Origin of the sequence: Mycobacterium sp. Root265, assembly GCF_001428895.1 — a bacterium.
Taxonomy (GTDB): Bacteria; Actinomycetota; Actinomycetes; order Mycobacteriales; family Mycobacteriaceae; genus Mycobacterium.
In genome coordinates this window covers 57,151-71,065 of sequence record NZ_LMJA01000002.1, presented here as the reverse complement: position 1 = coordinate 71,065, position 13,915 = coordinate 57,151, and the positions used below count along the sequence as shown (strand labels likewise).

The window sequence follows — 13,915 nt, the reverse complement described above, 5'->3', positions numbered from 1 at the left end:
TGGCGATATGCCGCGGCCCAGCGAGCCGAGCCCATATGTGGAGTTCGACCGGACCCAATGGCGCTCCCTGCGTATGGCGACGCCGCTCGCACTGAACGAATCCGAGTTGACCGGCCTGCGCGGTCTGGGTGAGCAGATCGACCTCTTGGAGGTCGAAGAGGTCTACCTGCCGCTGGCCCGGTTGATCCACCTGCAGGTCGCCGCCCACCAGCGGCTGTTCGCCGCCACCGCGGAGTTCCTCGGTGAGCAGCACAACGACCGGCCGGTGCCCTTCGTCATCGGCGTCGCCGGCAGCGTGGCCGTCGGTAAGTCGACCACCGCACGCGTGCTCAAGGCACTGCTGGGACGCTGGGAGCACCACCCGCGCGTCGATCTGGTGACCACCGACGGTTTCCTCTACCCCAACGCTGAGCTGCTACGCCGGAATATCATGCACCGCAAGGGTTTCCCGGAGAGCTACGATCGCCGGGCCTTGATGCGCTTCGTCACCGCGGTGAAATCGGGCGCCGACAAGGCTTGTGCGCCGGTGTATTCGCACCTGATCTACGACATCGTGCCGGGCGAACAGCAGTTGATCCGGCAGCCAGACATCCTCATCCTCGAGGGTCTCAATGTGCTGCAAACCGGTCCGGCGCTGATGGTCTCGGACCTGTTCGACTTCTCGCTCTATGTCGACGCGCGGGTCGAGGACATCGAGCAGTGGTACATCTCCCGGTTCCTGTCGATGCGGGCCGGCGCGTTCGCCAACCCGGCGTCACACTTCCACCACTACTCGACGCTCACCGATGATCAGGCGGTGTTCGCCGCTCGCGACATCTGGCATTCGATCAACCGTCCCAACCTGATCGAGAACATCCTGCCGACCCGGCCACGCGCCACCCTGGTGCTGCGCAAGGACTCCGATCACTCCATCAACCGGCTGCGACTTCGGAAGCTCTGACCTCAGATTCCAGCGGTCCACAGCGGATGCCGAGCCGTTTCTGCAGGGTGTCCAGGGTCCGGCGGAACTGCTCGCGCTGCGCTCGATGGGTCCGCAGGAATCTCAGCCCGGCAGCGGTGCGCCGGTGCCACGGATACCACCGGTCGAAGTCCAGCCCACACTCGCTGAACACCTTGGCGGGCAACTCGTCGGCGATCACGCTGAGGTTGTGCTGAACCAGGGTGAACATCGCGAACGCCAGAGCGGGCTTGCATCGCTTCTGCAGCTCGTAGAGATCCAGCTCGTAGAGCGCCGCACTGTTCAGCTTGTCCTGGAACATCAGATGTGTCATGAAATAACCGGCGTAGGAGGTGAGATGCATGGTGGCCGAGCGGGTGTTGATCGACAGCACCGAGCCGTCGGCCGACGTGTACGGCTCGTAGGGCATTTCGTCGACCGCGAGGTAGCCGGTGCAGTTCACCAGCCAGCTGCCAGGTTGGATCGGCCTCGTGCCGTTGCGCAACACCAGCTCGACGGCGCCGTCTCGATCCACCACGTCGACGAGGTGGTCCATCACGACCTCGTTGACACCGGCTGCGACAGTGCGGCATTCAGCCTCGGACAAGACGCCGAGCATGAAATTCCCGGCTTGCGGTGTCGGGCAGGTGCCGTGGGTCTGCCGGTACCACTGCGCCACCTCGGCCTCGTTGCTGCCGTCGAACCGCCGGCCGAACTCCGACCCGAGACCGCTGACGAGTTTCCCGCCCCACCACCGCCGCGCACCGGCGGGAAAGAACTGGTCACGGTTGGTGAAAAATGTCCCCGACCCGGCCACCAGGTTCACCTCACGGGCCGGGAAGCGGGTGATGAGCGCGTGCGCGGTGTCCATCGCGGTCTTACCACTGCCGATGATCCATACCGGTTTGTCGCTGCCGGCGATCTCGCCCGATCGCACATCGCAGTAGTCCGGCGATACCGACCTGACGCTGTCGCTGGAAACCGACAGTGGCTCATTGGGGTTGAGACCGAACCCGTAGGCCTTGATGAGACGTGTCGTCTCGATCACGCGTTCCTCGCCGGTGTCGGACCGGCACGTGATGCGGACTCCCCCATCTGGTCCCGCGGTGTCGGACAGAAATGACCAGCCGTACCGTTGGTCGACCTGTACCCGCTGCCCGATCTGGTCGATGCAGTGCTCGAAGTGATCGAGTACCTCGTCTTTGGTGGCCAGATATCCGGGATCCCGGTCCAGCGTCCACGGGATGTTCCCGGCGGTGAACATTCCGTGCGGTTGGTGCAGGCGCACGTACGGGTAGACGTCCACCCACATACCGCCGGTGCGCTTTCGGCGATCCAGCAGGATCACCTTCTGATCGGGCCGCAGATAGCGACTCGCGACGAACAGGGCGTTGATACCGGTGAGCCCGGCACCGACGATGCAGACATCGCAGGATTCAGTAGCGACCACGGCAGCCTCCTCGGACGTGCCTTTTACTGTGAACCCGTTCCGCCGCGCCGTCTTGAGTACCGGGCTACTCGGTTTTCCTAGGCGACCAGGCGGCGCAGACCGACGTACTGCAACTCGGCCATCACCAGGGTGTACAGGCCGGTCACCACCACTGCCGCGATGCCGACACCGGTCAGCGGGAACATGCCGGTGAGGATCACTGCGGCGGCGATGACGGTGCACACCAGATTGGCGATGACGGTGGCGATACCGCCGGGGCGCACCCGGTCCAGCGCGGCCAGCGCGAGCACGACGACGCCGTAGACCACCGAGAAGACACCGACGCCGTGTTCGACGGCGACGGGCAGACCGGTGATGTCGGCGGCCGCTTGGGCGCCGGCCAGCAGGGCGACGCCGATGACGCCGACGATGACCGCGTCGGCGCGCATGGCCAGGCGCAGGAATGCGTCGGGACGGGTTGATACGGCGGGGACGGTGATGGCGGACATGGATCTTCCTTTCACATGCTGTCGATGAGTTTCTTGACCGGTGCGGGACGCCACCGCGTGCCTCGACACCCGGGCACCTGCACCCCGGATGCGCGGGACGTCCCGCGCCGGTTGGCCGGAAGAGCTTCTGACCCCTTCGACCCTGCCCTCCGACGCGCTGCCAGTTCGACGCCGGATGCTGCCAATCACTGCCAACGGCAGGTCACGCCGATGCGGCCGAGGAGAAGTGGCCTCGGGCGCAGAGGTCAGCGGGCGTGTGCCGGCAATCCGCCGCGCAGATCGGCGGCGATGACGCGGGCCGCCGCGTTCTGCCAGTTGTGCAGGGAACGCTGCGGCACCTCGGTGACCAACCACTGCCAGGCCTGGCGGGCCACCGGGTCGAGTCCGGCCGCCGTCGCGTTCTGCGCGTAGGCCCGTACCCCGACCACATACGGGAAGTAGAGCGAGTTGTAGTACCGCCACTGCTCACTGGTGCCGAAGTCGTTGCCGTCGCGCGGTTTGAGCGCGGCGATCCGGTCGGCGAGCAAGGCCTTCAGTTCGTTGGCCCGTTCCAGCGGCTGATCCGCGGCGCCGCGGGCCGCCAGCCGCTCGTCGATTGCCGGTAGCTCGGTCAGCGGGCTGGCGACGAGTTTGGACAGGTCGCCGTAATGCCCGAGCGCGCGCCGGGTCAACCGGGCGAAGGTGTCATCGTCGACGTCGTGCAGCGGGTTGGGTGACCGCAACGGCAACGCGGCCTCGGTGCTGCGCAGCGCGGCCCGCTCGGCGCGCAGGGCAGGTGAGCGAGAGAACGCCAGCCGGTCCAGCACACCGGCCAGGGGGTCGGCCAGCACGTTGATCGCGATGGCGATGCCCAGGCTGGTGAACAGCAGCACGGTCAGCGCGGTCGACGCGGACGGGCCCGCGACCGCCAGTCCGATGACCGCCTGACCGCCGAACAGCACCGCGACGGCGGCCGTCGCGGTGAAGGACCGCAGCATGTCCGCGCGCAGCGCCTGTCCCTCGTCGAAGGCATCCCAGAGCGCCACCGCGATACCGAGCAGTGCCACGTCGAAACCGGTGGAGGCCAGCGCCAGCGCGCTGGGCAGCAGTCCCAGCGGGATGATGAGGATCACGTTGGCCAGCGCGAAGAACAGCGTGGCCACCAACACGAAGCGCACCACCGGCACCGGTTGGGCCGGACGCAGCATGGCGGTCACCATGGCCCCCAGCGACGGCAGCGAGACCGCGGCGAACATCAACCAATGCCCGAGCCGCAGCGGTCCGTCGACATCGCCGGCCAGGGCCGCGCCGGTGAAGGCCACCGCGGCGACGCCGCCCACCAGAAGGATCTCCCGAATCCGGCCGCGCCAGGTGTCGGGGGGCCGGGACAGTTCGACGAGCACCGCGAACCAGGCGATCCCCGGCAGCGCCATCAGGTAGATCTCGATGCGGCCCAGCACGTCCGACTCGGTGACCACCCGCACCGCGTCGAGCGCCACCACCGCGGCGAAGCTGGTCAGTCCGGCGGCCGCCAGCACCAGCACCGGCTTACGCGGGTCCCGCGCGAGGAGGTAGAGCCCGAGCCACCAGCTGAGCGCGAACACGATCGCCGAGAGGACCGCCATCGCGGTTACCTGCCGTGCCTGCGGTGCCGCATGGTGTAGTCGCGCAACGCGCGCAGGAAGTCGACCCGGCGGAACGCCGGCCAGTGCGCTTCGGTGAACCACATCTCCGAATATGCGCTCTGCCACAGCAGGAATCCGGAGAGACGTTGCTCACCCGAGGTCCGGATGACGAGATCCGGATCGGGCTGACCCGAGGTGTACAGGTTCTCCGAGATGGCTTCGACGGTCACGGATTCGACGAGTTGCTCGGCGCTGGCGCCGTTGGCCAGTTGCTTGCCCAGCAGCCCGCGGACCGCGTCGACGATCTCCTGGCGTCCGCCGTAGCCCACGGCGACATTCACCTGCAATGCGCCGGGTGCGGCCGAGCCCACCGTGCCCTCGACGGCATCCCGCAGCCGGCGTGCCGGCTCCTCGCCCAGTAGTTCCAGGTCACCGACGGTGCGCACACTCCAGCGGTTGGCGGGATCGCAGATCTCCTCGACGACATCGGTGATGATGTCGATCAGCGCGCTCAGCTCGTCGGGGTCCCGCTGAAGGTTCTCCGTCGAGAGCAGATAGACCGTCGTCAGCTCGATGCCGGCGGCCTGGCACCAGCGCAGCATTTCGGCGATCTTCGCCGCGCCCTTGCGGTAGCCGTAACTGACATCGTCGAACCCGGCGTCACGCGCCCAGCGGCGATTTCCGTCACACAACACTGCGATGTGGCGCGGGAGCTCAGACCTGGCCTGCGCCAACTCTCTACGCAACCGCAGTTCGTAGAGCCGGTAGGCCGGCTCCTTGAGTCGCGGCGGAATGATCTCCACAGCCAACAAGACTACTGTGACGATCAGGCTATTCCGTGCCACTCAGGGGAGGTGACATGTCAGAAGCGAAAAGCACAGCGGGATCGCGCATTGAACCCGAGACGATCGACTCGAGCCGGCCGTACCGGTCAGCAGCTGTGCATCAAGCCGAAGATCTGCCCGAGGCTTTCGCAGACGGCGTCGCACAGTTCCTCGGCCGGCCACGCGCACGTGGCTGGATCCATGTGTACTCGGCATTCGTCGCGTTCGTCGCCGGTGCCGCGCTCGTCGCGGTGTCGTGGTCGCTGGAGTCGACGCAAGCCGGTCTGGCGACACTGCTCTATACGTTCACCATCGTGGCGATGTTCGCCGTGAGCGGTGTCTACCACCGGGTCACGTGGACGAATCCGACGGCACGCAAGTGGATGAAGCGCCTCGACCACTCGATGATCTTCGTCTTCATCGCGGGCAGCTACACGCCGTTCGCGTTGCTGGCGTTGCCGTCCGAGAAGGGCTGGCTGCTGTTCTGGATCGTCTGGGCCGGCGCCTTCGCGGGCGTGCTGCTGAAGATGTTCTGGCCGTCGGCGCCCCGCTGGGTGGGTGTGCCGCTCTACTTGCTCCTGGGCTGGATCGCGGTGTGGTTCATCGGGCCGATCATGGACGGCGCCGGCGTGGCGGCGGTGGTGCTGTTGATCGTCGGCGGCGCGCTCTACAGCGTCGGAGGGGTGTTCTACGGCCTCAAATGGCCCAACCCGTGGCCGACCACGTTCGGCCATCACGAGTTCTTCCACGCCTGCACCGCGGTCGCGGCGCTCTGCCACTACATCGCGATGTGGTTCGCGGTCTTCTGACCTACAGCTGGGTGATGTCGGCCGGGCCCCAGAACGCCCGCATGGACGTGATCTGGCCCTCGCTGTTGAACGCCATGATTTCGATGGGTTCGATGCGCATCGCGCCGCCCACGGTGATAGCGAAGACGAACGCCGCCTCGCTGCCGCCGGCGCGGAATGACAGCAGCTCGGTCGTCACCTCGACGCCTTCGACGTTCTTGTAGAACCCGGCGATGGCCTGGCGCCCGATGTGCACCTCGCCGCCGCCCACCGGATCCTCCAGCGTGGCGTCCTCGGCGTACAGCGCGGCGACGTCATCGGCGCTGCCACTGGCGGCGGTGTCCAGGTAGCGCTGGACGAAACCTTGCAAGACATCCGGCTCGAAGCTCATGTGCGGCAGGCTACACGGAAGGCCTCGGGGCAGTTGGAGAAAGCGCGGTAGCGAGATCCTGCACGGTGGTCACGGGCAGATCGCAGACCCGTCCGCGGCACACATAGGCGGCATCGCGCCCACCCACCCGGTCGCGACCGGTCAGCAACTCCGATGAGTCCACCGGGCCTCCGACGACCACAGCTCCCCCGGGTGCGAGCCGGCGCGCAGCAGCCAGCAACTCCGAGTGCGCGGGGTCGCAGGCCACCGCGATCTGGATGGGTCCGCGCACCGCGGCCTCGGCAACGGCGAGCCAATGTCCGCCCGAGCGTGGAACTTTGGCCAGCACGGTGGTGGCGGACGCGAGCGTGGCATCGGCCACTGCGCCGTAGCGCGCGTCCCCGGTCAGGTGCGCCGCGAGCTGCAGCGCCTCGGCGATCGACGACGCCCCCGACGGGGTGGCGCCGTCGAGTGGGTCTCCGGGCCGCACCATCAGCGTCTCGGCGTCGTCGGCGGTGTCGAACCATCGGCCGGGCTGCCCGGCGTCGGCGAAATGCTCCAGCACGGTGTCGAGCAGACCCGTGGCGGTGGTCAGCCAGGCCGCAACTCCGGTGAGCTGATACAGCCCGCACATCGCGGTGATCAGCGTCGCGTAATCCTCCAGGATCGCCGAGCTCTCGCCGGCCACGCCACCGAGGCTCGCGCGGCGCAACCGACCACCTGCCAGGTGCAGGAGCAGCAGCTCCCGCGCGCATACCGTTGCCGCGTCCAGGTATTCGGGTTTATCCAGCGCCACCGAGGCCTCGATGAGCGCGGTGATGGCCAGGCCGTTCCAGGCCGTCACCACCTTGTCGTCGCGCGCCGGCTGGGGGCGCTGCGCGCGGGCTGCCACCAACGCGGCCCGCACCCGCTCGAAGCGCACCTGATCGTCGGGATTGGTGTGCAGTTGCAGCACCGAGCTGCCGTGCTCGAAGGTACCGGTGTCGGTCACCCCGAAAAGCGAAGCGGCCCAGTCGGCGTCGTCACCCAGGACATCGCACAGTTGGGCCGGCGTCCACGCGTAGGTGAGCCCCTCCACCCCGTCGGAGTCGGCGTCCAGCGAAGAGGTGAACATGCCGCCGGCGCCCAGGCCGTCGATGATGAAGCGGGCCGTCTCGTCGGTGATCCTGCGCGCCAGCGGATTTCCGGTGATCCGCGCCCAGTGCGCGTAGAACCGCAGCAGCAGCGCGTTGTCGTAGAGCATCTTCTCGAAATGCGGCACCACCCAGGACGGGTCGACGCTGTAGCGGGCGAACCCACCGGCGAGCTGGTCGTAGATGCCGCCGCGCGCCATGGCCGCACCGGCCCGTTGCACCGTCGCCAGCACCCGCTCCGAACCGGTGCGCTCGTAGTGGCGCAGCAGTGCCTCCAGCACCGCCGAGGGCGGGAACTTGGGTGCTGCGCCGAACCCGCCGCGCTGCACGTCCTCGTCGCGCAGCACCGCGGCCACCGCCTCGTCGCACAACCGGGCGTCCAGTGCCGGGCCGGAACCCGGCAGGCCCGAACTCATCGCCCGCAGTTCCCCGGCGATCTCGTCGGAGGCCTGCTCGACCTCGGCGCGCCGTTGCCGCCAGGTCTCCTTGACGGCCGAGACAAGCTGCAGGAAACCGTCCTTGGGGTAGTAGGTGCCGCAGAAGAAGGGGCGCCCGTCCGGGGTCAGGAAACAGGTCATCGGCCAGCCGCCCTGACCGGTCAGCGCCACGGTGGCATTCATGTAGATCGCGTCCAGATCCGGACGCTCCTCGCGGTCGACCTTGATACAGACGAAGTCGTCGTTGACCGCCGCGGCGACGTCGGCGTCCTCGAAGGATTCGTGGGCCATCACATGGCACCAGTGGCAGGCGGCGTACCCGATGGACAGCAGGATCGGCACATCGCGGGCTTCGGCCTCGGCAAGTGCCTCCGCACTCCACTGCTGCCAGTGCACCGGATTGCCCGCGTGCTGGCGCAGGTAGGGGCTGGTGGACCCGCCCAGGGTGTTACCCCTTGGCGTCACCCTTGAACTCACCTGTCGTGCCCTCGTCGACGGCCTGGTCGGGCTCGGGATGCTCCGGGTCGAACGACTCCGGCAGCCGCTTGAGGTGCCGGTTCATCGACCACACCAGCGCGAAGGTGCCGATCAGCAGCAGCACCAGCACCAGCAGACCCACCGGGCTGGCCTTGCCGAAGTCGGGGCCGGTCTGACGCGGCCCCTCCTCGGCCAGCAGGCCGGCGGCGATCAGGAGTAGGTCAGTCATGTTTTGATCCCTGCGAAGAGGTCGGTCTCGGGCAGCTGCACCGGTATGCGGGACCGTGCGAGCTCGAATTCCTCGGTCGGCCACAGCCGCTGCTGCCACTCCATGGGCGTGGTGAAGAAGAAACTCTTCGGGTCGATCTGGGTGGCATGCGCGAGCAGGGCGTCATCACGCTGGGCGAAGAACTTCGCGCACTCCACCCGGGTGGTCACCCGCGACTCGATCACGTCCTCCTCGGCGTCCCAGTTCTCCAGCCACTTCGCGAACGGGCCGTCCTGGCCGTGCTTGGCGAACTCGTCCTGCAGCACCTGCATCCGCTGCCGCAGGAAACCGTGGTTGTAGTACAGCTTGGACACCGCCCAGGGTTCCCCGGCGTCGGGGTAGCGCAGGTAGTCGGCCGCGGCCTCGTACGCGGCGACGGACACCTCGTGGCACCGGATGTGATCCGGGTGCGGATACCCGCCGTTCTCGTCGTAGGTGGTCAGCACATGCGGGCGGAACTCGCGGATCACCCGCACCAGCGCCTCGGTCGGCCCGTCCAGCGGCACCGTGGCGAAGGAGCCCTCCGGCAGCGGGGGCAGCGGGTCGCCCTCGGGCAAGCCGGAGTCGACATAGCCCAGCCAGCGGTGTTCGACACCCAGGATCTCGGCGGCCTTGGCCATCTCGTCACGGCGCACCTCATGAATGCGTCCGTGCACTTCAGGGATGTCCATCGCCGGGTTCAGGATGTCACCACGTTCACCGCCGGTGAGGGTCACCACCATGACCCGGGCACCTTCGGCCGCGTAGCGGGCCGTGGTGGCCGCTCCCTTGCTGGACTCGTCATCGGGGTGGGCGTGTACCGCCATCAAGCGCAATTCAGTCATCGTGTCTCATCCAACGAGGCGTCCCTCTCGCGTATGCCCACCGCTCTATAGTTCCAGCTGTAGTGGAACCAACTGACCGACGGGCACCCTTAACCTTGACCATCGAGCGTCCCACCGCCCGTTACGGGCGGCAGAAACTGTCCCGCCGCACCCGCCGCCGAGTGGTGATCGGACTGTTCCTGCTGATTGTGACGGCAGGAGTGGTGATCGCGCTCATCGCCTTCCAGCGGTTCGGGACCGGCGATGTGAAGGGCGAGCTCGGCGGATACAAGATCGTCGACGACGAGACCGTGGCGGTGACGATCACCGTCACCCGCTCCGACCCGTCGGTGCCCGCGGTGTGCATCGTGCGTGCCCGGTCGATCAACGGCGACGAGACCGGCCGCCGGGAGATCCTGGTGCCGCCGTCCACCGCGTCGTCGGTGGTGATCGACGCCGTGGTCAAGTCCACCAAACCGCCGGTCGTCGGCGATATCTACGGCTGCGGAATCGATGTGCCGGCCTATCTGGTGGCGCCCTAGAGACGTCCGCGCGACCAACGGCGAACTGCTAAATCGTGAAAACGCGTTGACACGGCGGTGGTAAGCTTGGCCGATACACGGTTCCGGCTGGAACCGTGTATTGCTGCATTAGCGCGCTGCCACAGCGCCTGCGATCGCGGCGATACACGACCTTCCCACGCGATACAGCGCGCGAGAAAAGATCAACGACAGGAGCGCGAGGACATGACCGATACCCAGGTCACCTGGCTGACCGAAGAGGCTTTCGACCGTTTGAAGGCGGAGCTGGACCAGCTGATCGCCAACCGCCCCATCATCGCCGCCGAGATCAACGACCGCCGCGAAGAGGGCGACCTGCGCGAGAACGGTGGCTACCACGCCGCCCGTGAGCAGCAGGGCCAGGAAGAGGCGCGCATCCGTCAGCTCCAGGAGCTGCTGAACAACGCCAAGGTCGGCGAGGCACCCAAGCAGTCCGGCGTCGCGCTGCCCGGTTCGGTGGTGAAGGTCCAGTACGGCGATGACAAGGACGACACCGAGACGTTCCTGATCGCGACCCGCCAGGAGGGCGTCAGCGACGGCAAGCTCGAGGTGTATTCGCCCAAGTCACCGCTGGGTGAGGCGCTGCTCGACGCCAAGGTCGGCGACACCCGCAGCTACACGATTCCCAATGGCAGCACCGTCACGGTGACCCTGCTCAGCGCGGAGCCGTACCACTCCTGAGGCAGTCCGCCGCGGCGGGACGATAGGTTTCTCCGGTGGCCCAGATCGCCGAGGACCTGTTCCTGCTGCTGCTCGACAATGCGTCGGCGCAGCCCGGGCTGGACCGACAGCGCAGGCGCCGCGTTCTCGGCGCGGCCACCCTGCTGGACCTGGCTTGGGCCTGCCGTATCCGGCCGGCCGTCGATGGTGAGCCGGTCGAATCGGGTCGTCTTGTCGCGCTGACCGGCTCGGGACCATTGGATCCCGTCACCGGACCGGCGTGGGAGCTGCTTTCGCAGCGGCCGCTGCGGCCGTCCTCGGCCATCGCCAAGTTGAGCAGGCACGCCGAGGATGATCTCGTCGTACACCTGGAACGCGGCGGGCAGATCCGGCGGATCCCGTTGCCGTCCAAGGGGTTCAAGAAGGAAACAGCGTTTCCGCTGCTGACCCGCAACCGCGTCGGCCCGGCCCGCGCGGCGCTGCTGTCCGCATTGTTCGACCGGCGCCCACCGACCCCGCCGACGGCAGCGATCATCTCGCTGCTGCACGCCACCGACGGTCTGGGCGCACTGCTGAGCCTCAACGACCGCGGCTGGCGCTGGGTGCATGCCCGGGCCGGTGAGATCGCCCTGGGCAGCTGGGTCGACGAGTCGCCAACCGCGCTGCCGGAGGTCAATCTCGCCGTCACGGTGTCCGCGCTGCGGCCCGCGCTGGGCTCCTAGCGCAGCGCCTGCTCCAGATCGCCGAGTAGGTCGGCGGCCTCCTCGATACCGACCGAGAGCCGGACCAGATCCTCGGGCACCTCGAGCTGCGAGCCGGCGGTGGAGGCATGCGTCATCGCACCGGGATGCTCGATCAGCGATTCCACCCCGCCCAAAGATTCAGCGAGAATGAAAATCTCCGTTCGGGCGCAGAAATCCTGGGCGGCGGCGCGCCCGCCGCGCAGTCGCACCGACACCATGCCGCCGAAACCGGACATCTGCTTGGCCGCCACCTCGTGGTTCGGGTGGCTGGGCAGACCGGGATAGAGCACCGAGTCGATCGCCGGATGCTCGGCCAGGAACTCGGCCACCTTGGCGCCGTTCTCGCTGTGCCGCTGCATGCGCAGCACCAGGGTCTTGAGGCCCCGCATGGTCAGGTAGGCGTCGAACGGTCCGGGGACGGCGCCTGCGCCGTTCTGCAGGAACGCGAACGCGGTGTCGAGTTCCTCATCGCTGGTGAGCAGTGCACCGCCCACGACGTCGGAATGACCACCGATGTACTTCGTGGTGGAGTGCAGCACAATATCGGCACCGAGGGTCAGCGGCTGCTGCAGCGCCGGTGAGGCAAAGGTGTTGTCCACCAAGAGCTTCGCACCCGCCCGGCGGGAGATCTCGGCGATCCCGGCGATATCGGCGATCGACAGCAGCGGGTTGGTGGGCGTCTCGACCCAGACCAGTTTCGTCTGATCGGTGATCGCGGCGGCGACCGCATCCAGATCGGTGAGCGCCACCGGCGAGTAGCGAATCCCCCACTGGGTGAACACCTTGTCGATCAGGCGGAAGGTGCCGCCGTAGGCATCGTCGGGGATGACGACGTGATCGCCGGGACGCAGCACGGCGCGCAGCACACAGTCGGTGGCCGCCATGCCCGAGGCGAAGGCGCGGCCGTAGTCGGCCTCTTCCACGGCGGCCAGGGACGCCTCCAGCGCGGCGCGGGTCGGGTTGCCGGTGCGGGCGTACTCGTAGCCGCCGCGCAGGCCGCCCACGCCGTCCTGGGCGAAGGTCGAACTGGCATAGATCGGGGCATTGACGGCGCCGGTGGCCGGATCGGGCCGGAACCCGGCGTGGATGGCCCGGGTCGCCAGACCCTGCCACCGGTGTGCGTCATGTGCGGAGCGCTGTTCACCCATGCGGACAAGGGTAGTGGGGTCCGTACAGACGAAACGGGGTGGACCGGTACCGGCCCACCCCGCTCCCTTGCGCTATGCCGCTACGGCGTCAGCGGCGCAACCTGTCCGCCGGTCAGGCGCCGGAAGGCGTAAACCTCGAACAGGATCGCGACCGGTGCGGCCACGATGATGCCGATACCGCACAGCAGCGATCCGACGAAGATGATCACCGCGAACAGCAGCCAGGCGATCAGCACCTGGACGAAGTTGTTCTTGGTGATGTCGATGCTCGTCTTGATCGCGTCGATGGCCGAGAGATTGCGGTCCAGCAGCGCGACGGTGGTGAAGAACGCGAAGATCGACACGATCAGACCCGGCAGGTAGCACAGCGCGTTGCCGATCGCGGTCGCGATGCCCACCAGCACGGTGGCGATGATGACGGGGCCGATGAGCCGCGGCTTGAAGAACGAGCCCGCGGTGACCGGAACACCGTTGGCGATATCCAGGATGCCGCTGATGTACGCCGACGAGATCGCCGCCAGCAGCACCAGCAGGATCAGGCCGCCGAGGGCGAGCACGATGAAGCTGGCCACCCCGAATCCGGCGCTGTACTCGTAGCTGAAGCCCGAGTCGTAGGAGTCATAGGTGGTCACGCCACTGGGCGCCAGCGCGAAAGCCAGGCCGTAGACGATGCCGCCGACGATGCCCACGATGAGCGCGTACACCAGCGTCGGGATGATCAGCGCAGCCGCGTTCTTGCTGAACTTGTTCCATGCCCAGGAGAACGCGTCACCGACGGCGAACGCCGGGCCGGCGCCGGGCCCACCGGGGTACCCCGCCGGTGGATAGCCACCGGGCGGCGGGTAGCCGCCCTGCGGCGGTGGGGGCGCGTAGCCGCCCTGCGGCGGAGGCGGCGGTGGGTAACCACCCTGCGGGGGCGGTGGGTAGCCACCTTGCGGAGGCGGCGGGTAGTTGCCCTGGGGCGGCGGGGGGTAGTCCCCTTGTGGCGGCGGGTAGTTGCCCTGCGGGGGCGGGTAGTTCCCCGGCGGCGGCGGGTAGTTGCCGGGCGGCGGGTAGCCGCCCTGAGGCGGGACGTTCTCGGGAGGCGGCGGGAATCCGCCGGGCGGTGTGCTGCCCGGCGGAGGAGGCGGTTGAGTCATGTCACCTTCTCGTGAGATTTGAACTACTGACGACGCAACACCGTCCCCGGGAGACGAGACCCGCGAACCGGCGCTCGGGGTGAGCC

The 13,915-nt window shown here is 67.8% G+C and carries 15 protein-coding genes; 5 read left to right on the top strand and 10 right to left on the bottom strand.

Annotated elements, in window-relative coordinates; genetic code table 11:
- The first annotated feature begins 7 nt into the window (after nucleotides 1–7).
- Nucleotides 8–940, top strand: a complete 933-nt coding sequence (gene coaA, locus ASE48_RS03610) for a type I pantothenate kinase (RefSeq protein ID WP_057165670.1) — start codon at nucleotides 8–10, stop codon at nucleotides 938–940.
- On the opposite strand, the gene ASE48_RS03605 is transcribed toward coaA, so the two are convergent.
- The 4 genes from ASE48_RS03605 to ASE48_RS03590 form a co-directional block, all read right to left on the bottom strand.
- Nucleotides 912–2,387, bottom strand: coding sequence for a potassium transporter (locus ASE48_RS03605; protein ID WP_057165669.1), 1,476 nt, complete (start codon nucleotides 2,385–2,387; stop codon nucleotides 912–914). The two genes, coaA and ASE48_RS03605, sit on opposite strands and share 29 nt — an antisense overlap.
- A 77-nt stretch (nucleotides 2,388–2,464) precedes the next feature.
- On the bottom strand, nucleotides 2,465–2,875 hold the full coding sequence (locus tag ASE48_RS03600) for a hypothetical protein (RefSeq protein WP_057165668.1): 411 nt from the start codon (nucleotides 2,873–2,875) through the stop codon (nucleotides 2,465–2,467).
- Between the two features lie 245 nt (nucleotides 2,876–3,120).
- Entirely contained in the window at nucleotides 3,121–4,479 is a 1,359-nt protein-coding gene (locus tag ASE48_RS03595; RefSeq protein WP_057165667.1) for a hypothetical protein, read from the bottom strand.
- Nucleotides 4,480–4,484: 5 nt separating this feature from the next.
- Nucleotides 4,485–5,282 (bottom strand): (2Z,6E)-farnesyl diphosphate synthase, encoded by a 798-nt coding sequence (locus tag ASE48_RS03590; RefSeq protein WP_057165666.1) that lies wholly within the window; start codon nucleotides 5,280–5,282, stop codon nucleotides 4,485–4,487.
- Nucleotides 5,283–5,338: 56 nt separating this feature from the next.
- On the opposite strand from ASE48_RS03590, the gene trhA reads away from it, so the two are divergent.
- A complete protein-coding gene (trhA, locus tag ASE48_RS03585) occupies nucleotides 5,339–6,112 on the top strand; it encodes a PAQR family membrane homeostasis protein TrhA (RefSeq protein ID WP_082613985.1) in 774 nt (257 codons plus the stop codon).
- A gap of 1 nt (nucleotide 6,113) precedes the next feature.
- Here the strand turns inward: trhA and ASE48_RS03580 are convergent, their stop codons facing one another.
- Genes ASE48_RS03580 through mca form a run of 4 tightly spaced genes read right to left on the bottom strand, consistent with a single transcriptional unit; the run spans nucleotide 6,114 to nucleotide 9,600 of the window.
- Nucleotides 6,114–6,482, bottom strand: coding sequence for a nuclear transport factor 2 family protein (locus ASE48_RS03580; protein ID WP_057165665.1), 369 nt, complete (start codon nucleotides 6,480–6,482; stop codon nucleotides 6,114–6,116).
- 10 nt (nucleotides 6,483–6,492) lie between these two features.
- On the bottom strand, nucleotides 6,493–8,496 hold the full coding sequence (locus ASE48_RS03575; RefSeq protein ID WP_057165664.1) for a thioredoxin domain-containing protein: 2,004 nt from the start codon (nucleotides 8,494–8,496) through the stop codon (nucleotides 6,493–6,495).
- Nucleotides 8,480–8,737, bottom strand: coding sequence for a hypothetical protein (locus ASE48_RS03570; protein ID WP_057165663.1), 258 nt, complete (start codon nucleotides 8,735–8,737; stop codon nucleotides 8,480–8,482). Before ASE48_RS03570 ends, ASE48_RS03575 begins: the two co-directional genes overlap by 17 nt.
- Nucleotides 8,734–9,600 carry a mycothiol conjugate amidase Mca gene (gene mca / locus ASE48_RS03565; RefSeq protein WP_057165662.1) on the bottom strand — a complete coding sequence of 289 codons (867 nt, stop codon included), beginning with the start codon at nucleotides 9,598–9,600 and terminating at the stop codon, nucleotides 8,734–8,736. The genes ASE48_RS03570 and mca overlap by 4 nt, the downstream gene beginning before the upstream one ends.
- Nucleotides 9,601–9,695: 95 nt before the next feature.
- Between mca and ASE48_RS03560 the strand changes: the two genes are divergently transcribed.
- From ASE48_RS03560 to ASE48_RS03550, 3 genes are all read left to right on the top strand, one after another.
- Nucleotides 9,696–10,121: a DUF4307 domain-containing protein gene (locus tag ASE48_RS03560; RefSeq protein WP_082613984.1), complete on the top strand. Its 426-nt coding sequence runs from the start codon at nucleotides 9,696–9,698 to the stop codon at nucleotides 10,119–10,121.
- Nucleotides 10,122–10,325: 204 nt separating this feature from the next.
- Entirely contained in the window at nucleotides 10,326–10,820 is a 495-nt protein-coding gene (gene greA / locus ASE48_RS03555) for a transcription elongation factor GreA (protein WP_057165661.1), read from the top strand.
- Nucleotides 10,821–10,855: 35 nt separating this feature from the next.
- Nucleotides 10,856–11,521 carry a GOLPH3/VPS74 family protein gene (locus ASE48_RS03550; RefSeq protein WP_057165660.1) on the top strand — a complete coding sequence of 222 codons (666 nt, stop codon included), beginning with the start codon at nucleotides 10,856–10,858 and terminating at the stop codon, nucleotides 11,519–11,521.
- Here the strand turns inward: ASE48_RS03550 and ASE48_RS03545 are convergent.
- Together ASE48_RS03545 and ASE48_RS03540 are read right to left on the bottom strand one after the other, a co-directional pair.
- Nucleotides 11,518–12,690, bottom strand: coding sequence for a cystathionine gamma-synthase (locus ASE48_RS03545; protein ID WP_057165659.1), 1,173 nt, complete (start codon nucleotides 12,688–12,690; stop codon nucleotides 11,518–11,520). The genes ASE48_RS03550 and ASE48_RS03545 overlap by 4 nt on opposite strands.
- Nucleotides 12,691–12,770: 80 nt before the next feature.
- Complete coding sequence (locus ASE48_RS03540; RefSeq protein ID WP_057165658.1) at nucleotides 12,771–13,829, bottom strand: hypothetical protein; 1,059 nt, start codon at nucleotides 13,827–13,829, stop codon at nucleotides 12,771–12,773.
- Nucleotides 13,830–13,915 lie beyond the last annotated feature (86 nt).